Origin of the sequence: Bradyrhizobium sp. th-b2, assembly GCF_000426785.1 — a bacterium.
Classification (GTDB): Bacteria; Pseudomonadota; Alphaproteobacteria; order Rhizobiales; family Xanthobacteraceae; genus Bradyrhizobium; species Bradyrhizobium septentrionale.
Window position 1 is genome coordinate 193165 of the sequence record NZ_AUGA01000008.1, and the last position, 22502, is coordinate 215666.

Annotated in this window: 20 protein-coding genes; 5 read left to right on the forward strand and 15 right to left on the reverse strand. The window is 64.0% G+C overall.

Annotated features, from left to right (window positions below):
- Positions 1-3: 3 nt before the first annotated feature.
- The 8 genes from K359_RS0114930 to K359_RS0114980 form a co-directional block, all read right to left on the reverse strand.
- Entirely contained in the window at positions 4-255 is a 252-nt protein-coding gene (locus tag K359_RS0114930; RefSeq protein WP_029080080.1) for a hypothetical protein, read from the reverse strand.
- Complete coding sequence (gene flgE / locus K359_RS0114935; protein ID WP_029080081.1) at positions 252-1535, reverse strand: flagellar hook protein FlgE; 1284 nt, start codon at positions 1533-1535, stop codon at positions 252-254. The genes K359_RS0114930 and flgE overlap by 4 nt, the downstream gene beginning before the upstream one ends.
- A gap of 19 nt (positions 1536-1554) precedes the next feature.
- Entirely contained in the window at positions 1555-2223 is a 669-nt protein-coding gene (locus K359_RS51975; RefSeq protein ID WP_035976580.1) for a flagellar hook assembly protein FlgD, read from the reverse strand.
- A 238-nt stretch (positions 2224-2461) separates the two neighbouring features.
- A complete protein-coding gene (locus tag K359_RS66180) occupies positions 2462-2980 on the reverse strand; it encodes a hypothetical protein (RefSeq protein ID WP_334261766.1) in 519 nt (172 codons plus the stop codon).
- A gap of 103 nt (positions 2981-3083) precedes the next feature.
- Positions 3084-3515 (reverse strand): flagellar export chaperone FliS, encoded by a 432-nt coding sequence (fliS, locus tag K359_RS0114965; protein WP_029080083.1) that lies wholly within the window; start codon positions 3513-3515, stop codon positions 3084-3086.
- Entirely contained in the window at positions 3515-5221 is a 1707-nt protein-coding gene (gene fliD / locus K359_RS0114970) for a flagellar filament capping protein FliD (protein WP_029080084.1), read from the reverse strand. Before fliD ends, fliS begins: the two co-directional genes overlap by 1 nt.
- A gap of 63 nt (positions 5222-5284) precedes the next feature.
- On the reverse strand, positions 5285-6109 hold the full coding sequence (locus tag K359_RS0114975) for a flagellin (protein WP_029080085.1): 825 nt from the start codon (positions 6107-6109) through the stop codon (positions 5285-5287).
- Positions 6110-6249: 140 nt separating this feature from the next.
- Entirely contained in the window at positions 6250-6951 is a 702-nt protein-coding gene (locus K359_RS0114980; RefSeq protein WP_029080086.1) for an RNA polymerase sigma factor, read from the reverse strand.
- Between the two features lie 509 nt (positions 6952-7460).
- Between K359_RS0114980 and K359_RS64375 the strand changes: the two genes are divergently transcribed.
- The 4 genes from K359_RS64375 to K359_RS0114995 all read left to right on the forward strand — a co-directional run bounded on the left by K359_RS64375 (position 7461) and on the right by K359_RS0114995 (position 12141).
- Complete coding sequence (locus tag K359_RS64375) at positions 7461-7700, forward strand: hypothetical protein (RefSeq protein WP_245284608.1); 240 nt, start codon at positions 7461-7463, stop codon at positions 7698-7700.
- A gap of 108 nt (positions 7701-7808) precedes the next feature.
- Entirely contained in the window at positions 7809-9962 is a 2154-nt protein-coding gene (locus K359_RS51985) for a hypothetical protein (RefSeq protein WP_063618929.1), read from the forward strand.
- Positions 9963-10238: 276 nt separating this feature from the next.
- Positions 10239-11378 (forward strand): hypothetical protein, encoded by a 1140-nt coding sequence (locus K359_RS51990; protein WP_245284609.1) that lies wholly within the window; start codon positions 10239-10241, stop codon positions 11376-11378.
- A gap of 40 nt (positions 11379-11418) precedes the next feature.
- Entirely contained in the window at positions 11419-12141 is a 723-nt protein-coding gene (locus K359_RS0114995; protein ID WP_029080087.1) for a formyltransferase family protein, read from the forward strand.
- Positions 12142-12241: 100 nt separating this feature from the next.
- Here the strand turns inward: K359_RS0114995 and K359_RS0115000 are convergent, their stop codons facing one another.
- The 6 genes from K359_RS0115000 to K359_RS0115025 form a co-directional block, all read right to left on the reverse strand.
- Positions 12242-13408, reverse strand: a complete 1167-nt coding sequence (locus tag K359_RS0115000) for a calcium-binding protein (RefSeq protein ID WP_035976582.1) — start codon at positions 13406-13408, stop codon at positions 12242-12244.
- A gap of 537 nt (positions 13409-13945) precedes the next feature.
- Positions 13946-14899 (reverse strand): aliphatic sulfonate ABC transporter substrate-binding protein, encoded by a 954-nt coding sequence (locus K359_RS0115005; RefSeq protein WP_029080089.1) that lies wholly within the window; start codon positions 14897-14899, stop codon positions 13946-13948.
- A gap of 24 nt (positions 14900-14923) precedes the next feature.
- Positions 14924-15172, reverse strand: a complete 249-nt coding sequence (locus K359_RS0115010; protein WP_029080090.1) for a hypothetical protein — start codon at positions 15170-15172, stop codon at positions 14924-14926.
- Between the two features lie 67 nt (positions 15173-15239).
- Positions 15240-15410, reverse strand: coding sequence for a hypothetical protein (locus tag K359_RS61240; protein ID WP_156928496.1), 171 nt, complete (start codon positions 15408-15410; stop codon positions 15240-15242).
- 136 nt (positions 15411-15546) lie between these two features.
- Complete coding sequence (locus K359_RS0115020; RefSeq protein WP_051346136.1) at positions 15547-17001, reverse strand: short-chain fatty acid transporter; 1455 nt, start codon at positions 16999-17001, stop codon at positions 15547-15549.
- 54 nt (positions 17002-17055) lie between these two features.
- On the reverse strand, positions 17056-20457 hold the full coding sequence (locus K359_RS0115025; protein ID WP_029080092.1) for a molybdopterin-dependent oxidoreductase: 3402 nt from the start codon (positions 20455-20457) through the stop codon (positions 17056-17058).
- 142 nt (positions 20458-20599) lie between these two features.
- On the opposite strand from K359_RS0115025, the gene K359_RS51995 reads away from it, so the two are divergent.
- Positions 20600-21277, forward strand: coding sequence for a GntR family transcriptional regulator (locus K359_RS51995; RefSeq protein WP_035976586.1), 678 nt, complete (start codon positions 20600-20602; stop codon positions 21275-21277).
- A 39-nt stretch (positions 21278-21316) separates the two neighbouring features.
- Here K359_RS51995 and K359_RS0115035 read toward each other — a convergent pair whose 3' ends face one another.
- Complete coding sequence (locus tag K359_RS0115035) at positions 21317-22477, reverse strand: acyl-CoA dehydrogenase family protein (RefSeq protein ID WP_029080093.1); 1161 nt, start codon at positions 22475-22477, stop codon at positions 21317-21319.
- Positions 22478-22502: the final 25 nt, after the last annotated feature.

Consider the following 22502-nt stretch of genomic DNA (forward strand, 5'->3'; position numbering starts at 1 on the left):
AAGCTAGTGTCCGCGACGCAGGGCGCGGACCGATTGTGCGCTGCGCCCATACGCGGTGATCGCCGTTACCCGGACCGTGGCCCGGTTGAGTTCCTGGTCGAGCCGCGCGCATTCGCGCATCAGCTCGCCGCGCAATGTCTCCACATCGTCGAGCAGCGCAGTGAGCTGCGCCCGGTCATTCGGCTGAGCTGAAGCGGCCCTCGCCTTCAGCCGCCGAAGCCGGACCAGCAGGCGGTCATTCTTTGCGGTCATCATCGCGACACCGCCGAGATCAGCGTATCGAACATCTTGTCGACGGTGGTGATCACCTGCGAGGCCGCGGAATAGGCCTGCTGCGCCGAGATCATGTTGGAGAACTGGCCGCTGGTGTCGGTGGTGCTGGATTCCAGCTCGCTGCCGTAGATCGTTCCGGCACCGTTGCTCCCCGAAGTCTGCAGCGTGGCGTTGCCGGAGGCCGCCGTCGCGGAGTACATGCCGTCGCTGGCCGCGCTCAATCCGTTGGGATCGCTGAAGGTCGCGACCGCAATCTTGTAGATCGCGATCGTCTGCCCATTGGAATAGGTCGCGTCGACCACGCCGCCCTTTCCGATCGAGATGCTGCTCAGCTTGCCGTAGGGCAGGCCGTCCGACGTGATGCTCGTGAGATCGACCGCTGGCGTGGTTTCGCCCGACGAATATTGCGTGAGACCGTCGGTCTTGCCGACCGTACCGAGATTGAGCGTGATGGCGCTGGTGCCGGAACTGTCGGCCGCACCATCTTTCCAGCCGGTCACCGAGATTGTTGGCGGGCTCGGCACCGTCGAGGCAAGCGAGCCATCGCTGTTGAAGGTAATATCCACCGTGTCGGTGATCGCGTTCGCACTGGCCGTACTGGAGTCCGACGCAAGCTTCGGCTGCTCGAAGCTCGCCTGCCAGGTATTGTCGGCGGTCTTTTTCCAATCGATCTGGATCGTGCTCGCCGTGCCGAGCGAATCGTAGACCGTTATCGAGCTGTTGAAGGTCGCGTTGACGGCGGCATCGGCCGGCAGATTCGCCGCGACTGTGGTCTTGGTGGTGGCACTGCCGCTGGTCGATGCCACCTGGGTGTTGATCGGCCCGAGGCTCGCGGCCGAGGCGTTGCCAACGATGTTGCCGTCAGCGTCGGTGCGCCAACCCTCGAGGTAATTGCCGTTGTTGACGAGATAGCCGGCGTTGTCGGTGGTGAACGCACCGTTGCGCGTATAGGAGGTGGTGCCGCCCGACGTCGCGTTGGTGGTGACGAAGAAGCCGCTGCCCTGGATCGCAACGTCGGTGGCGTTGGTGGTCGCGGCCAGCAATCCCTGCTGGGTGATGTTGGCACGGCCGGACACCGTGACGCCGCCGGACGTATATGAGGTGGCGCTGTTCGACGCCGTCACCAGATCTTCGAACATCGCCGAGGTGGTCTTGTAACCCGTGGTATCGGCGTTGGAGATGTTGTCGGAAATCATTGCCAGCGACTGGCTCTGCGCATTGAGCGCCGAGATCGCCGAGGAAAGTGCACCAGTGAGACTCATGATAATACTCCGGAAGCAATCAGGACGTGACGCCGATGATGTTGGCGGCGCTGACGGGGACGCCATTCACAAGCAACGAGGGCGTCGAGCCGGAGGCATCGATCCCGGTCACCGTTCCCGTCATCGTGGTGTAGCTGAGCAGCGAGTTTCCGGCGGCGTCGGTCGCGGTCACCTGGATCGTGTACTGGCCGCCATCGCTGAGCTGGGTGCCGCTCGTGGTCTGACCATTCCAGGTGAAGCTGTTTGAACCGGCGTTTCCGGTCCCCTTGCCGCTCCAGACCGTGTTGCCCGAGGAATCCTGGATCGTGATCGCGACGTTGGAAGCGGCCGAGGTGAGCGAGTAGCCGAAGGTCGCCGAGCCATTGGTCAGTTCGGCCGTGCTCGTCTTCGCCTCGACGGTGTGGCCGATATAGTTGACCGAGTTCAACGTCACGAGACTCGAGAACGAACTCGCCAGCGACGTCATGCTGGCGTTGGTCGACTGCTGCTCGGTGAAGTTGGCGTAGGAAGTGAGCTGGTTGATGAAGTCGGTCGTGCTGGTGGCGTTCAGCGGATCCTGGTTCTGCAGTTCGCTGACGAGCAAATTGAGAAAATCGGTCGAGCTCATCCCCATCGATGCGCTCGACGATGAACTCGACGAACTCGAGGCGGCGGAGGCTGCAGCAGAGGTTGCCGAGGAGACGGTCATGACAAGGCTCTCTTCGCCGCGGGCTAAGGCGGCGGAACGCGTTGGAACATTTGGATCGTGAAGTCGTTCGCAGATAAAACGGACGACGCGCCGATTTCAGGCGCGGATTCATTCGCGCGGAATCACTTGATTAATCGGCAGAATTTGCCGCGTCGGCTGCGGGCTCACGGCGCGCCGAGCGGGCGCAGGCGACCTGCCGCGGACACCGGGCCGCGGGCGCAAAAGGAATGTGGAGAGCCTAGAGCGAGAGGCTGATCGGCAAATCCGGCTCGCCGAGCATCAATGCCGGCGGCGCCAATGCTGGCAACAGGCAGAGGGCCAGCAACAGCGCGGGCAACACCTTGCCCTGCTGTGCGGTATCATCCGGAGCTTGCGCATCGTTCGGCTGTTCCGCCGGCGCGGCCGGCTCCGAGGCCGTCTCTTGTGCCGTCTCTTGGGGCAGTTTCGCCGCGGCGGTCACGATGCGATCGACAAGCCCCTTGGGCGCGCGAACCGGCGGCGCCGTAAGCGCCCGGCGCACCGCGCTCGCCTCTTGATAGAGCGTCCGCGCCTCGGCCGAGGATGCGAGGAGTTGGACGGCGGCAAGACGTTGATCGTCGGGCCAGCGGGACAGATCCTCCCCCAGCCGGTCGATCAGGTCTTCGAATATCGCAACGTCCATCGCGCGCGCAGATCCAGCCTCGTCGCCAAGGCTGTCATAAAGCATTCGCGGGACGGCGGAAATCAATTTCCGCCGCCGGTGCGTCACGTCCAGCATGGTGTCCGTCAGGCGGCTATTTTCCCCACCAGGACGCCTTCCGCGGGGCGTCCTGCACCACCGGCGAAGCGGTCTCGCCGGGCGATTCGTGCCTCAGCCGCGCCTAGCGGCCGGCGGCTGATTCGAGCGTTTTGGCCTTGGCGGCCTTGCCGGCGGTGGCCTCGACGTACTTCCAGGCGTCGCGGAGTTCCGTCAGGCTGGCGATGATGCGCCGGAAATTCTCCCTGGCCTGCGGCCGGCCATAGGAACGCAGGCACGCCATGATCAGGGCGTTGTAGGTGCGGTAGAGCCGATCGGCCATCGCGCCGCCACGGGTGAAGTCGAGATTGTGGCTCAGTCCGCGCAGGATCGCGGTCGCCCGCGTCAGATAGGTGTGGCCTTCCTCGAAGCGCTTCGCCTCGTGCGCGTCCAGCGCCTTCTGCAACAGCGTGATCGCGCCGTCGCACAGCATCACCACCGCCTTCAGCGGCGGCACCGCCACTGCGGCGGATCGGTAGGCATTGTTGGCAAGGTAGGCGGTAGCGTTCTGTGTCATCAGTTACTCGATGCTGAATCCAGGAGTGCTTTAAGGTAGCCCAGCGTGTTGTTCGCGCTTTCGATGGCAGCCTGATAATTGGCGTATTGGACCTGCAGCTGCGCCTTGAACGTCGCGGCATTGCTCTGGATGTCGCTGACCTGGGACTGCAGATCGGTATCGCGCGACTGCAAATTGGTGATCATGGTCTGCAACTGACCGCTGGTCCCGGAGCTGGTATGCGCGAGCTGATAGAGCTGCGATGCAAGGCCGGACGTCGACGTCACGGTGATCGATTGCGAGGTCGATCCGGTGTAGGTGAATGCCATGCCGGCGTAGATCGTGCCCGAATTGCCGATGAGGGTGTTGCCGACCACCGAAAAGCCGGAACTGTCGCCGCCGACCGAAGCGCCGCTCAGCGTGCCGGTCGAATCCACCGTCACGTCGAGCGTGAACGATTGCGGCGATGTGCCGGTGTTGACGACGTTGAGCTGGCTGGACGAGGTGGTCGTCTGCGCCGACAGCAGTTGGGTGACGCCGGCGAGATTTTGCGTCAGCACGGTCGACAGCGTACCGGTATCGAGCTGCAGCTCGTTGTTCTCGTTGAAGGACAGGCCGAGGTCGGCCATCGTCATGCCGCCCACGGAGCCACTGAGCACCTGCTGCAGCTCGGTCATGATATCGCGCATCGTGCTATCGCCGAACAGCACGGCGCTCGATGAGGCCGTACCGTCGGAATTCTGCGCGGACTGCGCGATCACCTGGTCGCGGAATGCGTTGTAGTTGGTGACGAAAGTCTGCAGCGCGGAGGTGATCTGGCTGGTGTCGGTCTGGATGCTGATGTTCAGGCTGGTGCCGCTCGGCGTCGGCTGCAGCAGATCGAAGGTGACGCCCGAGAGAACGTCGGAAATGTCGTTGGTGTTGCGGGTGAGCGCGATGCCGTCGAGGGTGAATTCCGCGGACTGCGACTTCTGCAGCACGTCGGTGAAGGCACCCGACGTGTCGGTGACGCCGAGCTTGTTCAGGATGTCGTCGCCGGAGGTCGAGGAATAGGTGATGTCGGCGGCGTCCTCGGTCCCGGTCAGCACCATCTCATAGGACCCGCTCGACACCTGGACGATGGAGGCCTGGACATTGGTGCTCGAGGTCTGGGCGTTGATGGTGTCGACGACATCCTGCATCGTCATGCCGCTCGTGATCGAGATCGCGGTGCCGCTGCCGCCCGCGAGCCCCAGCGAAAACGTGCCGGCGAGGCCCAGCGCCGTCGACGAGCTCGACTGCGAGGAGCCGATCACCTTCTGTGCGGTCGCGAGCTGGGTGATCTGGAGCGTGTGATCGCCGGTCGCCGAGCCGCTGTTCACGCTCATGTTGAGCGCCGAGGAGGCACTGACGTCGCCGGTGGACGAAATCGTCGCCGAGCGCGTGGCAAAAGCGTTGGTGGCGATCGAATTGATGATCGACGAGCTGAGCGACGACAACCCGGTTGCCAAAGTCGACAGCTCGGTCTGCAGCGACTGGTAGGCCGTGACCTTGGCCTGGTTCGCGGTGATCGTCGTGGTGATCGAGGTTGCCGCCGCGAGCTTGGCGTCGACCTCGGCTTCGATCAGGGCGTCCCAGTCGATGCTGGTCGAATTGGTCGTGCCGGTCGTGGTCACCGTGCTGGCAGAGCTGGCAGAACTCGACGACGTCGTGCCTGATGTACTCGAGGTGGCGCTGCTAACCGTCATGTCGACACTTCCGCCGCAATGGAAATCGGGCCGGCATCATGCCGGCCCGATCTGTCCTTCGAATTAGCCAAGCAGCTTGAGCAGGTACTGCGGCATCTGGTTCGCCGCCGTTTCCGCCGAAACCGCGGCCTGGGTCTTCACTTCGGCCGAGGACAGCGTCGCCTGCTCGGAGGCGATATCGACGTCCTTGATCGCCGAATTGGCGGACTGCAGGTTCTGGGTCTGGGTCGAGATCGAGTCGGCGCTGAAGTTGAAGCGCGACTCCTGGGCACCGATCTCGGCGCGGGCGGACGACACGGTGTCGATCGCGCTGTCGAGGGCCGACATCGCGCTGGTCGCGCTCGACAGGCTGGAGACGTCGAGCGAGGTGACGCCGAGCGAGGACGCCGTCAGGCTGGTCAGCGTGATCGTGATGGTGTCGGCCGAGGTCGAACCGACCAGCACCGAGACGCCCGAGGAGAACACGCTCGAACCATCGAGCAAGCTCTGGCTGCTGTAGCGGGTGCCGGAGGCGATGGAGTCGATTTCGCCCTTGAGCTGCGTGAATTCCGAGTTGATGTAGGCGCGGCTGGAGTCGGCCACGGTGCCGGAGGCGGACTCGGAGGCCAGCGACTTCATGCGGGCCAGGATGTCCGAAATGTTGGAGGCGCCGCCGTCGGCGGTCTGCAGGATCGAGGTCGCCTGCGCCGCGTTGGTGGCGGCCTGCTGCAGCGTCGTGATGTCGGAGGAGATGCGGGTCGAGATCGCGAGACCGGCCGCGTCGTCGGAGGCCGAGGTGATACGCGAGCCGCTCGACAGCTTCGACAGCGCGCTGGTTTCCTGCTGCGAGTTGATGTTGAGGTAGCGGACCGCGGAGTTGGCGGCGGTGTTGGTGGAAATTGCCGGCATGAGTAGCTCCTGTGCTGATGGGGCATGGCATGCCGCATCGTGAAAAAGAGAGGTGACGCGGATCCAGCCCCCGTCCGCCCGATCAAACGGGTCGGCCGCCGGTGGTCAGGCGCAAAAACTTCAGAAGCCGGAATTTATGGTTAGCAGTCGGTAAACGCGCCGCGCAGGTCACGTTCGTGCCGCTTCAGCATTTCGCGCAGCTGTTGCCGCCCGCGCTTCAACAGCGACTCCACCGCGGCCACGGTCGTATCCATGACCTCGGCGATCTCGCCGTTACTCATGCTCTCATGATAGGAGAGGATCACCGCAACGCGCTGCTGCTCGGGCAGCCGCTGCATCGCCACCTCCAGAAGATTGCCGATTTCGTTGCGCTCGATGACGGTCGAGGCATCGAGCTGGGTATCGGCGACTTCGGGCACGACGTCGACATTCTCGGTGCGCGGCTTGCGGCGCAGATCGATGCAGCGGTTGCTGACGACGCGATACAGCCAGGTCGAGAACTTGGCGCGGCCGTGCTGCCAGCGGCCGCGATGCGTCCACACTTTCAGCATCGTGTCCTGCACCACGTCTTCGGCGTCGGCGGCGTTGCCGACGATGCGCAGCGCGATCGCGTAGGCACGATCGACATGGCGTTCGACCAGAGCACGAAACGCCGCCTCGTCGCCGGCGGCGAGGCGGTCGAGCAGCTCCTTGTCCTCGTCCTGGATCTCGACGGTGTCGAGCGGGCCTGCATCGGCGACCGTGGGAACGTCGCTCCAGGGCGCAGCCGTCTCGACTGGCGCGACCGCGGCTGTTGTAGCCTCGATCTCGGCCGCTGCCGTCATATCAAGCGCGTAACTCATGCCCCGCTCTCCAACCAGCGCCGCTGGCACACATCCCATGCGGCTTCTGAGCGTTGAACGGAGGGGCTGGGCAAACCAGGCGAAGATTTTTTGTTATTTTTCAAATGCTTAGCTGGATGTTTTTGCCGACTGCCCGGCAAAAGCTGCCGCTGCGTCAGCGCGCAAGGAAAAGTTCGACGGGATCTGGAGCAGTCGTTCAGCATCGCCTTGCATGCCCGCGGGAAGAGATCGTCGCGCCGGAAAACGCTGTTGTCACACCAACTAACGCCACGCGAACACATGCATGCGCGGAGCATGCGAGTGATCCATCGCCGTTGGTCGCCATCTTGCATTCGACGATTGCGACTAGGCAATTTTTTCCGAATCACCTTTTCGACGTTATCGGATTTTTTGAATCTGTCAGTCGCGAAGCGCGCGTTTTTGAATCGCACATCAACTTTTTTGGATCAGCGCGCCTGATTTGTCTCACGCACGCGTTCAACGCATGAGGACTGGTGGGAATATTGCGCATGACGATCATGACGGTCGACGCGACGCGTCGAGCGCAGAATGTTTCTGCATGTTCATTCGATGTTTTCGATACATTTCTGTTGCGTGCGTGCACGACGCCAGATGGCGTATTTGAAAGGGTTTTTCAGCTTTCGCGCATTGCTGAAAAATTTCCAAATATGTCCGTCAGTTTCGTTCAGCATCGAATCCAGGCCGAAGCGCGCGCGCGCAAGGTTGCGCTGGAGCGCAGCGGCTACTGAAGTGCACATCGCCGACATCTATAAGTACTTTCCGTTCAGGCTGTTCGGCTTGAGCCGCGATGCGTTGCGCGATCTCGCGCGAATCGAGTTCGAGGTCGAGCTCGAGCTGTGTCGCGCCAATCCAGAAATGCTCGAGAAATATCTGGACATGAAGCGCGGCGGTTTTCGCACTGGCTTCATTTCCGACACCTACTGGAGCACCGACCAGCTCGCGCGGCTGTTGCGCAGCTGCAGCCCCGGCCTGACCTGGGATTCCTCTACGCATCCTGCGATCACGGCTCTGGCAAGAGCGAGGCGCTGTTCGAGGCCTATCTCGCCGAGCAAGGCATCGATGCGGCAAGCTCGTTCCATATCGGCGACAACCACATCGCCGATATCAAGGGCGCCCGCCGTCATGGCATCCGCCCGCGCTACTATCCGCAGGCCAGCGCGGCATTGTCCTCCAAGTTTCAGCGCGAGACGTCGATCTACGAATTGCTGTGTCCCGATCAGCCGTCGCGGCTCGATTGCGGCTCCCGCACGCTGCGGCGCGCGGTGACGGCACAGAGCGCGGAGCATTCTCCCGCCTTCCATCTCGGCGTCACCGTGCTCGGCCCGGTGATGGCGGCGTTCGACGCTTTCATCGAAGCGCGACGCTCCGCGCTCGCCCGCGAGGGCGCGCGGGTTGCGATCGGATTTCTCGGCCGCGACGGCCTGCTGCCGCATCGTGTCTGGCAAGCAGACCATGGCGAGAGCGGCGCCTATGTCGAGATCAATCGCCGCGTCAGTCTGGTCGGATCCGCCGATACACTCGAACCGCTCTGTGAACTCTTGAGCCGGGTCGTCAAGATCGATGCGGCGACCTTCGTCGATATCGTCAAGGTGCAGCCGCCCGCGGTGATGAGTTTCTTCGCGCAATATCCTGACGGCATCGCGAGCGGCCGCGAACTCGCCGACGCCCTGCCCGATCTGATGGATCCGCGCGAGATCACCGACATCGCTGCCGGGGTCCGCGCACGGCTGCTCGCCTATCTGCGCGCGCATATCCGGGATTTTGACGACTGCACCGACCTGATCCTCGTCGATCTCGGCTATTCCGCTAGCGTGCAGAAGTCGCTGCGCCGGATCTTCGATCGCGAGGGCATTCGCACCCGCCTGCACGGCGCCTATCTGCTGACGCTTGACGATGCCTTCGACGACATCGCCGATGACGACACCGCAGAGGGGCTGATTTCCGATCGGGTCGTCACGCCGCACGTAAAACGCATGCTGATCCGCAACGTCGCGCTGTTGGAGCAGCTATGCTGTTCTGCGGAAGGATCGGCGCGCGACTATCGTGGCGGCGAGGTGTTGCGCGAGGATGATCAGCGCCCAGCCGCGCAGCTGGCGCTCGCAACCGAAGTGCAGTCGGGGGTGCTGGCCTATGCCGCGCGCGCCCACGAGCTGGCACCGCGCTACGCGCTGCAGCCTTACGCGGACCCCACTGTTGCGGCACGCTGGGCCGCCGCTGTGCTTGGACGCCTGCTGCTGCTGCCAGACGACGACGAGCTCGTGCTGCTCGGCGGCATCAAACATGACGTCAATCTCGGCACCCAGGCGCTGGCGCCCCTGCTCGACGCCAGCTTCGTCAACGACTGCATCGTCGCCCGCGGGCTCGTGTCCGCCTGCACCGCCCCGGCACCTCCGATGTGGCTGGCCGGCAGTTTTGCCGCCCTGTCACCGGCGCATGCCTATCTCTACACGCTGTTCGGCGCCAACCGCCTGTCCGCGAACGTGTTCGGCGAAGCTCAATGCGGGACGCTGCAGGTCGGCCTGTTCCGCCACGACGGCCAGGCGTCGCTTGAGGCCATCAACGTCTATCACACCGGGCTCGGCGACCTTCGCCTGCGGATTCCGCTGTCGCGCCGCATGGCGGTCGCGACCATCGCGCTGCCGCTGGCAAAGCTCACCAGCAACGGGATGCTCCACGGCATCACGGTGCAGTACGGCGAGAGCGCCGCAAAGGCCGCGGACAATTCGAAAATGAAGACGATCGCCGAGGGACGGCTCACCGATGCCGGCATCGAGAGGAGCGGCCGTCACTTCCGTGCCGCCGGTGACGACGGCATGCTGCTGATCCCGGTCGACGGCTTCGAAGACGATGTTGCGATCTACACGGTCGCGCTGACCGCACTCGACCATGACCGCATCCTTGCGCTCGGGGACCGCGACGGCAACGAGGCCCCCTCGGCCACGCTGACCTGGCGCAGCGCCAATCGCACGCCGGCAACCAACGGCAAGTGATTTGTCCGCCTGATCTGACCGCCCCGCTCGTAGAAGGTTAACGAGGGGTAGCGCGGGCATGACATCGGCTGACACGGCGCAAGCGGACGGCTTGCACACGAATTTCGACCAATTGCTGTCGGCAAACGGCATCCGGATCAACGCGGCGCAGCGCCGGCGGTCTCATGGCTGTCCGCGCGGCTCGGACGCGCAGCCGTCCATCAGCCCGGTTCAGTTCCGGCGCGGGATCACGGCGTCGTCATCCTCGTTGAGCCGCCGAGCGGCCCGGCCGCCGAGATGCTTTACCGGTCGCTTCGCGCCGACTGTGCGGTCGTTATCCCCTTCGGCGAGAATCCGGCATTCGACTTCCTCAAATCCAAGCTCACCGACTTCGGTACGATCGGGCCGAGCTCCGACCGTCCGCACGAGATGTGGTGGGGCGGCCTCAATTGGCGCCCGATCGCGCCCGAGGAGGGCTCCCGATCCGACGCATCGCTGCGCGTGGTCTCCTGCTATCCTCGCGCCCTCGGGGACGATCATGCCGGCACGCTCCGGCAGAAGCTCGCCGAATTTCAGATCGCCTGCGACATCGTACCGATCGACACCGCGGACGGCGAGCAGATGCTCGCATCTGAGAAATCAGCCTTCATGCTGCGGATGTGGGAGGAGCATCGCGAGCCGCTGCTCTTCGTCGAAGCCGATGCAACGCTCAGCGAGCCGCCGCTGCTGCCGTCATATCTCGATTGCGACGTCGCCCTCCACAAGTGGAACCGGTGGGAGATGTCGGCGCGCACCCTCTATCTTGGCCGGTCGCCTGCCGCCGAAGCGCTGCTGCGCAACTGGCATCACATCGCGACCGCCTATCCCGCGGTCTGGGAGGGCTATCTGCTCGATCAGGCCTGGAGCCTGACGTCGTCGCAGATGGCGCTCGACACCGCCTGGCTGCCGCGCTCGTACCATGCGCCCGCTGAGGACGTCGGCACGCCCCGCCACACCACCGTCGTTCACAATCTGCCGACCGATAACAGCGATCTTGGACCCGACGTCGAATTCGGCGTCGCAATGCGCCCCGCGCGGCGCGCCTGCCGCAGCGGCGGCCGCGACGCGATGATCGTAATCAACTCGCAGGCAGTTTCGAATGCCGCGATCACCGTGATCATGCGCGATATCGCGACCAGCGACGCGCGCGAGATGGCCGCCAGCATCGAGGCGGTGACCGGCGCGTTCGTCGCCGACTGTGGCGGGTTCGGCCGGCTCGAGCTCGCGCTCTGTCCCTGGCAGGACGATATCCGCGCGGCGAAGTCGGCCGCGAAAAGCGCGAACAACCGGATCATCGAGATTGCGCCGTGGCAGACGCTGCCCGCCGATCTGTTCCGCACCGTGGGTCAATCCCGCGATGCCGGCAGTGTCGTCGTCATGGCCGGTCAACGCGGCTGATATCGGCTGAAGGGCTGAACAGGGGAAGGACACCCGCACCATGAAGACCATCATCCTTCTCACCGGCGTCGCCAGCCAGCAATTCGCGCTCACCGAACTGTTGAAGGCGCACAATCCCGCGCTGTCGTTCCGCTGCGTGGTGGCGGCCGACGACCTCGCGGCGATCGAGCCGGAGGTCCTGCGCGAAGCCCGGCTATTAGCGTTCACCACCAGCGTCATCGTGCCTGAAAGCACATTGGCCGCGCTCGGTCATGGCGCCTACAATTTCCACCCCGGCCCGCCGCAATATCCGGGCTGGGCGCCGGCGCATTTCGCGCTCTATGACGGAGCCCGCACCTTCGGCGCGACGGCCCATGTGATGGCTGCGCGCGTCGATGCCGGGCCGATCGTCGGCGTCGAGTCCTTCATCATTCCCGACAAGATCAGCGTGCGCGGGCTCGAGCAGATTGCCTATGTGCGGCTTGCCCATCTGTTCTGGCGGATGTCGCGCGACCTCGCCTGCGATCCCTCGCCGCTGAAGGAATTGGACATCGCCTGGTGCGGCATCAAGAGCACCCGGCGGATGTACCGGGAGATGTGCGAACTCCCCGCCGGCATCAGCGCCGGCGAGCTGGCGCGTCGGATCCGCGCCTTCCACGACGATTTTCGCGGCATCCCGCTGGCCGTTTCCCTGCACGGCATCCGCTTCCAGCTGGCGACGACGGCCACGCAGACGTCCGAGGCGCCGCAGGTGGTCTCGCCACCGCTCGCCGCCGCCTCCTGAACACCGAGCCCAACCGGGCCTTGCTCTCGTTGCAGTAACCTCGCTCTGCCGCCAAACAACGGCAGAGGGTGGCAACGCAGCCGCCCTCTGCCGGGAGACTTCAGCTCACGATCTTGAAGTCACTTGCGCTGACGGAAGCAGCCGTCGCACCGTTCAGCCACACTGCAGTGTCAGGATCGACCTGAACCACAAAGTATGCGCCGTTCTGGTAGGAGTGCGACAGGACATCGGAGAAGGATTGGAACCCGGAGCCGTTGAGTTGTACGGTGTCCTTGCCTTCCGTCCAGTCCTGCACGACGTCGATGCCGCCAAGGCTGACGTTGAAGGTATCAGTGCCGATGCCGCTACCCGGTGCGCCGCCATCGCCTCCGAAGTAATAGTTCACGCCGGTGCCGCCATCGAAATAGTCGTTGCCGGAGCCGCCGATCATGTCGTCGACTCCGCTGCCACCGAAGAACTCGCCGTTGCCGGTGCCGCCATAGAAGTAGTTGTTGCCGCCGGCAGCACCGTACATGACGTCGTTGGCGCCCTCGCCGATCATGACCGATCCGTTCGGACCGGCGATGAAGACGTCTTCGCCCGCGGTGCCGCCGAACGCTTCCGAGCCCTCGCCGCTGGAAAGGTAGAAGTAGTCCAGCGACGTCGCGGTGCCATGGCCAATCTCAAGGCTCTCTCCCTCGCCGCCGACATAGATATCGTTGCCATTGCCGCCATACATCGTGGAGTCGCCATAGAACAGGTCGGTCCCGTTGCCGGCTTCGATCAGATCGTTGCCCGTACTGGCGTAGAACACGTCGTTGCCGTCGCCGCCATACAGGCCTGAATTGGCGGTGTGAGAGAAACCGGAAGCTACCGCAACCGTAATGCTGGCTCCGTTGTCATTGCCGGAACCGCCGAAGAACGTGTCGTTGCCGAACGCGCCGTAGAGACCGTCCGTCCCGGAGCCGCCGAACAACATGTGCCTTTGGGTTGTACTGGTGCCGTCATCTTCGATGATGGCATTTCCGGTGCCGCCAAACTCGTGCTGAATGTTGGTCGTGGAGTTTCCGCCCTGGATCCAGTCGTTGCCGGTTCCGCCGTAGATGTCGCCCCAGGCAGTGCTGCTCCATTCATACCAGAGATAGTCGCTGCCCTGGCCGCCATAGATGACGTCGAAGCCCACAACGCTCGACGAAAGCTCGTCGTTACCCTGACCGCCGAACAATGTGTCGTAGCCCGAGGCAGGTTCAATATCTTGATTGGTGCTATCGCCATAAAAAACTGGCATCTCTTCGTCCTTTCATTTACGCGCGGACGGACAGGCTCGTATTTCTGGATGTGATACTTTTTCACCACGGAAAAATGCGTGGGCGAGAATGGCAACGCGTGCCGCATGAAATTACGCGCGCCGCGCAGAAGGCTAGTTGTCGAAGCTGACGCTGACCTTACGGCCCCGCGCGACCGCAGATCGATCGTTCGAGTCCGATTGTTCGACGGTTTGAATTTCAGAATGGATCGATAGCCGAACGATCGCATGCGCTTGCTGGCAACGCGATCGCGACCAGTCGCTCAGTTCCGGCGACGCGCACGACCGTTCGTGGCTGATCGCTTCGCCATCAAATGCTGGTGAAGTTTGACGATGAACGAAGTCTCCTGCTCACGCCGCCTCCGACGTCTAGCGAAGTGTGAGACAGGTCACGAGACGATGTGTGTCAGATGTCACTGATGTTCGACGACACGCATCTGGCCAACGCGCGCTGACATGAGGTTGAATCGTCATCGCGCTTTGGCTCGATATATGAGCGTGATCTCCGAGCGCACTCGTTCACGAGCCGGGTATCCACTTCCAGACGATATCCGATACGTTGATCGATTTTGGAATGAGCCCGATCCCTTTGAACCGATCGGCAATCGCCTGCTGGCTCCGGACGATCTCGGCATCGACCGGCACCACCTGGTAGTTCGAGCGCGCAACGAAGCGCCTGATAGCCTCGATGTCGACGCCGGTCGCCTCGGCTTGCGCGCGGGCCACCTCCTCGCGGTGGTCAGTCGCCCATTTTCCTTCGGCCGCGAAGAGCGAGTTGAGCTTCGCAACGACGGACGGATATTTCGCAACAAAGTCCGATCCCGCGATGTAGAATGCGTTCGGCTTGTGCACGTCCTTATCGAAGGCGATGACGCGCACCTTGTCCTTGATCTCCGCCAATGCCAGATACGGATCCCAGATCGACCACGCGTCGACGATGCCTCTGGAGAAGGCGACGGTCGCGTCCGCGGGCGCAAGCGGCGTCGGCGTGATCTCGTTCCAGCTGAGGCCCGCTTTCTCGAGCGCCGCGACCAGCAGGTTATGCGCGCTCGACCCCTTGCCGAACGCAACGCGCTTGCCCTTGAGGTCGGCCAGCGTTTTGACGGGAGAGCCCGCCGGCACAATGATCGCCTGATTGTTGCCGTCCGAGGTCACCGCCGCGACGTATCGGATGTTGGCTGCGCCAGCCTGCGCGAAGATCGGCGGCGTATCGCCGACAAAGCCGAAATCGACACTGCCGACATTGATCGCCTCGAGCAGCGGCGGCCCGAACTGGAAGTCGATCCACTTGACCTCAATGCCGAGCGGCTTGAACGCGTCCTCGACCGTATGCCGCTGGCGGACGGCGGGAAACAAGCCGCCCTTCTGCGTGCCGATGCGTATCTCCGCCGGCTTGTCGTCGGCCCGCGCCGGCACGGCCGCAAATGCTGACAACACCAACGCGACTGCAAGGATGCTACGTCTGGTCTTCATGACCGTCCTTTCAAAGGTTGCCTTTCAGATATTGCCTGAGCTCGATGACGGCCGGCTGCGGGCCTGACGTCGCTGCTGCAACGGCGCCCTCACCGCGCGCTCCGCGGCCCGCGCGGAGCCGAAATAGCCGCCATCGAGGCCGTCAAAGGCGCGATCCGAGGAGAAGAAGCAGAAACCGCTTTTGTCGCCGACAACGATACCCGCGGTGCGATCCGATACTTCGATGACATAGGCCTGGGACTTTTGGGCCTGGGATTTTTGGGTTTGGGACATGCGTGCTCGATCGCCGAATGGCGGCGCTCCTGTCTGATTGTCGCTGGCTTTGGGTTTGTCGAAGCGATCAACAACAGACGCCGGTCGCCGCCGAGACGCAGCGATGCTGCATGCGGCTTCGCATGTCGCACATCAGGCTGCGGTCATCATGTCTCATTGCGGTGGCCTTGAACAACGCGGGATAGCGCGCATCAATATCCAGCCGAAGCGCGCGGCGGTCAATGAAATGGCTGTCCAAAGTTGACCGCCCGGCGCGATGCATCCATTCGCGACGGGCAGAAAAACAGCACAGATTTGGTGATGACGGTTGCGGACCGCCGAAGTGGCGGAGCGACGGCCGGGCGCCGAGCGCTATGGTGCCCGGCCGTGATTCCTCAAGGCAGGATCGGCGGGTGATAGCTGAAGGTCGCCATCAGGATTGCCGCCAGCAGCATCACGATCGGGAAATGGATGAAGAACTGCACCGAGGTGTAGCCGATCAGATCCTTCGACTTCAGGCCGAGAATGCCGAGCAGCGGCAGCATCCAGAACGGATTGATGAAGTTCGGCAGGGTCTCGGCGATGTTGTAGACCATCACCGTCCAGCCGAGATGCGCGCCGATATCGTTGGCCGCCTTCATGATATAGGGCGCCTCGATGATCCACTTTCCGCCCGCCGACGGCACGAAGAAGCCGAGCAGCGCCGAATAGATTCCGACCAGGAACGAGAACACGGTGGAATTGCTGGAGGCGCCGACGAACCAGTGCGCGATCGTGTCCGACAGCGTGGTGCCGCTGCTGTTCGGCACCTTGGTCAGGATCTGCGCGATTCCGGCATAGAACGGAAACTGCAGCAGCACGCCGGAGACGCTCGGCATTGCCTTGGAGAAGGATTCGATCAGGCTGCGCGGGCGCCAGTGCAGCACGATGCCGAGAATGAGGAAAACGAAATTGTAGGTGTTGAGCCCCGACAGCGTGATCAGCGGATTGCCGGACTGAAACGTCTGCCATAGCCAGCCGGCGGCAAGCAGCGCGATCAGGATTGTTAGCAGCGGACTGAACTCGAGCCAGTCGCCCGGACGGGCCGGCTTCCTGGCCTCGATCCGGTCATCGCCGAGCGCAACGCCGAGGTCTTCCGCCGTCTTCGCCTGCTCGGGCGCCGGCGTCGTGAAATAGCAGATCGTGGCCGAGACGACGGTCACCATCACGACGGTGACCATGTTCTGCCAGGTCAAAATGGTTTCCGAGAAACCGATCACCCCGGTGATCGGCAGAAGCGACGCCGGAATGCTGCCGGCATTGGCCTGGAGCTGCGCAGCCGACGAGGTGATGCCGAGGGTGAAGCCACAGCCGAGCCCGAGATAGCCGGCCGCGCCGGCCGCCCGATAGTCGAGCCGGATGTCGGTGCGCCGAGCGATCTCCCGCACCAGCAAGCCGGAAAAGATCAGGCTGAGACCCCAGTTCAGCAGCGAGAGAAAGATGCTGAGCACGCCGACAAAGACCACCGCGCCGCGCCCGGTCTTCGGCACGCTCGCCAGCCGCGCAAGCACGGCCGCCACCGGCGGCGACATCGCCACGACATAGCCGCCGATCGCGACCAGCGCCATCTGCATCGTGAAGGGAATCAAATTCCAGAACCCGTCGCCGAACGCGCGACTGACCGCTAGCGGCGAGCCGCCATGCAGGATCGCACCGACGGCAACCGCAATCACCGCGATCAGGACGAAGACATAGGCATCCGGAAACCAGCGCTCCGCGAACGCCACCAGGGCCTGCGAAAATCGCGCGATGATGTTATCAGCGACAGGTTTTCGCAGGCTCACGGTTTGGTCATGCGTTGCATTGGTCATTAATCTCGTCCCCCTACCGGTGATGCGGTGACAGCCTTCAGTGTGATTTGATCATCAAACCGCGAGCGTGAGGTCGGTCAGAGGGACCGCCTGGCAGGCAAGGCATTGTCCCTCGCTTGCATCGACAGGCCCGAGATGGGTGAACTCGCCATCGACGACCTCGACCGCACAGCTTTCGCATTGCCCGACGCGACAGCCACTCGGCAACGCGACGCCCGCCGCACTGGCAGCGTCGAGCAGCGTCCCTTGCTCCGGTGCCCAGGAAAAGCTCTGCTTGCTGCTGGCCAGCCGGACGGTGCGCGGCGCAAGATTGCCTGGCACCGCGGGCGGCGACACGAAGCTTTCGGCGAAGATGTCGAAGCGCGGGATACCGAACGCCGTCACAGCCGCGATCTGCGCCGCGACGAAATCCGGCGAGCCGCAGATGTAGACCAGCGGCCGACGCGTCGACAGCCGCTTGACCTGTTCGAGATCAAGCCGTCCCTTGCGCTGCGAATGCGAACCGACCGGGTCCTGCGCGAGCGGTGCCGAATAGAACGTCCGGCGCTTCAGCCCTGGTGTACAGGCTTCCAGCTCCGTGAGCCGCTGCGCGAACGGATGCTCACGGCTGCTGCGGCAGCCGTGCAGCAGCAGGATCTCGCCGACACGATCATCCGGCGCAATGTGTTGCAGCGTCTCGAGATGGCTGACGAATGGCGTGATGCCGATGCCGGCGGCGAGGAAGATCAGCGGCCGCGGCCCCTTCAATGGCGGCGTGAAGATGCCGCCCGGCGGCTCCAGCAGAACCTCATCTCCGACCGCGAGACTGTGCAGACGATCCGGCATGAAGAACGGCGCATCGCCGCGCCGTGCTTCGTCGAAGAAGCGCCCCTTCACCGCAATTGACAACGCTTGCGACAGTTCGCGCGATCCGGTCAGCGAATAGGCCCGCGCCTCCGCTGCGCCAGGCAGCGAAATCATCACGTGCTGGCCCGGCAGGAAGTCGGGCAGCGGACCACCGTCAAGCGGCCGCAGGCTGAGCGCGACCACGTTGTCGGCCTCGGCCCGGCGCTCGCCAACCACGAAGCGCCGCCGGCCGCTCCAGACGCCACGGCTTGCATCGGCGTCGCGCCTGATGTCGCAGACGATCGCGCGCAGCGGCACGGAACCGCTGACGGGATCGCGCGCATCGTCGTGCAGCACTGCGTTGATATTGCGCGTGCGGATACCTGCCGTCGTGGAGCGATCGCGGCCGAGCGGCGGACAATCCTCCCACCAGCCGAATTCGGCGACGACGACGCGATCGTCGAGCGCCGCATTGAGACGCACCTTCAGGCGTACGGCACCGCCCTGGGTCTCCACCACGGCCCAGTCGCCTTCCAGCAGCCCGCGCCGCTCGGCGAGTTGCGGGCTGATCTCGACGGCCGGATCCGGTGACTTTCGCCGCAGCGAGGCCACATGCCGATAGGAGGAGTGGACGAACCAGCCGCTCTTGGCGGTAGAGAGCACCAGCGGAAAGCGCTCATCCGCGGCACTGGTGAGCGGGCTGCCGACCGGCTCGACATGATCGGGCAAGGGATCGTACCCGTGCCCCAGCATCAGCTCCGAATAGATCTCGACGCGTCGCGTCGGCGTCGCAAATCCCGCCACCGTTCCGTCGTCGCGCGCGACGGCGTATTTTTCATTGCGGAAGGTTTGCGGGAAGCGGCGTCCCTCAGGATGCGCGCGCAGCTCATCGACGCCGACGCCGAGCGGCGCCAGCTGATAATTCCAGCCGGCCTTGATGTCGCCACCGAAGAACAGTTCGCCCATGCCGAGCTTCAGCGCGAGCGCCGCGGCGATCTCGTAATCGGCCTTCACCGCGCCCACCGGTTCGACCATGCGCGGGCGAAACTGCACGGTCTCGACAGCTTCCTGCGTGATCTCGAACCCGATCTTGAGCGCGTCGCGTTCCCACGGCGTGCTAGCCGGCAGCACGAAATCGGCGCTCTCCGCGGTCGGGTTCATGAACATGTCGATATGAACCTGGAATTCCAGCGCATTCAGCGCCGCACGGTTGCGCTCGGAATGGCCCTGCGAGACCACGAAGTTGGTGCCGAACGCGACCAGCGCGCGCACCCGGTAAGGCTCGCCGTCGAGCACAGCCCGGCTGAAGTCGCGCGCCGTGATCCAGCCCTTCGCCGGCGGGCCGAGCGGCAGTTCGCCAATGCCGAGCGCTTTGGCCTGCTGCTCCGGCGGCAGGATGTTGTAGTCGTTGAGGGCGCGGGTCGGCGGCGGTACCGGCCAGCGATTGCCGCCGGGCCGATCGCAGGCGCCGGTCAGCGCGTACAGCGTTGCGATCGCGCGCTCGATCGCGGTGGCGTTGGTGTGCTGGCCGACACCGGTCCAGGAGTGATAGGCGAGCCGCGGCCGGCCCTCGAGCAACGCGTTGAACGCGTCGACATCTTCGGTACGTAGCCAGGTCAATTCCGCCACGTGCGCCGGCGTGTAAGGCGCAACGCGCTCGGCCAGCAATTCGAACGCGGTTGCCGCCGATATCATCCGGCCGTCGCGCGCACGGATCGATAGCGCGCCACGCAGCCGGCCGCCGCTCTCCGGCGCGTGGCTTGTGTCGCAGGGCACCGGCGCGCCCGACGCATCGAGACGAACGAAGGCGTCCGCCGCGCCATCCGGCCACAGCGCGTCGGCGCGCAGGAAACGGCCGGTCGCGCGATCGACCAGCAGCGATCCATTGGTCCATGCGTTGACGAATTCAGCATCGAAGCTGCCGCTCGCGATGAGATGACGGATCGCGCCCATCGCGAGCGCGCCGTCGGCGCCCGGGCGGATGCGCAGCCAGAGATCGGCCTGCTGACCCGAGCCGTTCGGCTTCGGATCGACCACCACGACCTTGGCGCCGCGCCGCCGCGCGTCCGCAATCCGCGTCGCCTGGGCGAGCCAGGTGCGGGCCGGATTGTGGCCCCACAAGATGATGGCATCGGCGTTGTCGTAATCGGGAAAGCCGATGCCGCGGCCGAAGGTCAACGCATGCGCGTAGTCCTTGTGCCAGCCGCAGATCTCGACCGCATAGATCAAATTGGGGCTGCCGAAGCCGCGGATGAAGCGCTCGACCCACTCGAAGCTATCGACCATCGGCGTGCCGCTCGGCGTGGTGACGCCGAATGCGACGGCTTCGGCACCGCTCTCGGCGCGGATCGTGCCGAGCCGGTCGGCGATCTCGGTCAACGCCTCGTCCCAGGACACCTCGACCCAGCCCGGATCGGCGGCACCGCGCGGACGGGTCCGCTTCAGCGGCACGGTCAGGCGGCGCGGGCTGGCGACGATTTCGGGGGCGGCCCGGCCCTTGGCGCAAAGCGCGCCGCCGGTCGGGTGGTTATTTAATACCTCTACGCCGACAAGACGCCCGTCCTCGACCACGGTGACGGCACCGCAGCGCGAGCGGCAAAGCGTGCAATAGCCGGGCAGACGCTGTTTCACCGCCATCTCACGATCAGTCACCCCTAGTGACGCATCTTAGTAACGCGTTACACATTTACGTCATACGCTACCGCCCTCGTCAAGGCTAAGTAATAATCAGAGACGAATCGGAGCTCGGAGCGAGAGGCGACCACGACCACCCATGGACCAGAATTTGCGCGAACAGGTGCTGCAGCGGGTGCGCGCCGAGATCATTTCAGGGCAGAGCCTCCCGGGCACGATGTATTCGGTGCCTAGCCTCGCCGCGAGCCTCGGCGTCTCCTCGACGCCGGTGCGCGAGGCGCTGCTCGAGCTCAGCCGCGGCGGCCTGGTCGAGCCGATGCGCAACCGCGGCTTCAAGGTGGTGGAGCCGACGCTGACCGAGCTGCGCAATCTGTTCGACATGCGCGAGGTGCTGGAGTTGCACGCCGCCGTGCTGGTCGCCGCCAATCCCCCGCGGGATCTTCCGGCGGTGCGCGGCTGGGCTGACCAGATCGCCAGGGCCGTCGAGAACGACGACGTCCAGCTCTATCTGGAAGCCGACCGCAACTATCATCGTGAGTTCATCGCAGCAGCCGGCAACGAGCTCTTGACCGACATGGTGATGGGCCTACGCGACAAGATGCGGCTCTACGGCATCAGCTCCCGCGCGGGCCACGAGCGGCAGCTGGCGTCGGTGCCCGAGCATTACCGGCTGATCGAACTCGCGCTCGCCGGCGAGACCGAGGCGCTACCGACCCTGCTGCGCAGCCACATCCGCTCCTGGGAGCCGATCTTCGTCGATGCGCTGCTGCGCTCGAAGGAGCACGTGCGCGAGCCGCTGCGCCAGGCGCGCGGCTGACGCGGAGCGAGGCAGATAGCTGATCGCGGCGGCGATCGGCTAATCCAGAATGCTCTTGTAATGCTCCGAGAAGACATCACGGCCGATGATGAGCCGCATCACTTCGGAGCTTCCCGCCAGGATCCGATTGACGCGCGCGTCGGTGAACATGCGGCTGATCGGATATTCATCCATGTATCCTGCACCGCCATGCAGCTGCACGCCGAGGTCGAGCATCTTCCACTCGACTTCCGACGACATCATCTTGGCCTTGGCGCCCATATTGCTGGTCAGGCGTCCGGCATTGTGCTCGGCCACGCAGTGATCGACATAGACCTGCACCAGATCGATTTCCGCATCCATCTCCGCCATGCGGAACTGGGTATTCTGTTGTTCGGCGAGAGGCCTTCCGAACAGCTTGCGTTCCATCACGTAGGCACGCGTGATGTCGAACGCCTTGCGGCCATTGGCGATCGATCCGACCGCGGAGATTAGCCGCTCCTCCGCAAGGCCTTCCATGAGATAGTAGAAGCCCCTGCCCGGTTCTCCCAGCACGTTGGCCTTGGGCACCTTCACATTGTGGAAGAAAAGTTCGGCGGTGTCCTGCGCCGGCATGCCCATCTTCTTGAGATTGCGGCCGCGCTCGAAGCCTTCCATGCCGCGCTCGACGATCAGCAGCACCATGGCATGCTTCTTCTCGGCACCGGCGAGCCTGGCGGCCACGATCACCACGTCGGAATTGATGCCGTTGGAAATATAGGTCTTCGAGCCGTTGAGCAGAAAATGATCGCCCTTGTCCTCCGCCATCGTGCGCATGCCCGCGAGGTCTGAGCCCGCGCCGGGCTCGGTCATCGCGATCGCCAGGATCGTCTCGCCGCTGACGCATTTGGGCAGGAATCGATCACGCTGCTCCTCGGTGCCGAAGCGCTTGAAATAAGAGCCAACCAGGCGGCTGTGCAGCGTGTTGTACCAGCCCTTGCAGCCGGAGCGCGCGGTCTCCTCGATGATGATCTGCTCATAGCGGAAGTCAGCGTCGCCCATGCCGCCGTATTTTTCCTCAGGCCAGATCATCAGGAAGCCGAGGTCGCCGGCCTTCTTGAACGCGTTGCGGTCGACGATGCCGGCCTCTCGCCACTCCTCCATATGGGGCGCGATCTCGCCGGCGAGGAACTTCCGGTAGGAGTCGCGGAAAATGACCTGATCTTCGGTAAAGCTGCGCATCATTCCCCCAATAGAGCGTTTTCGA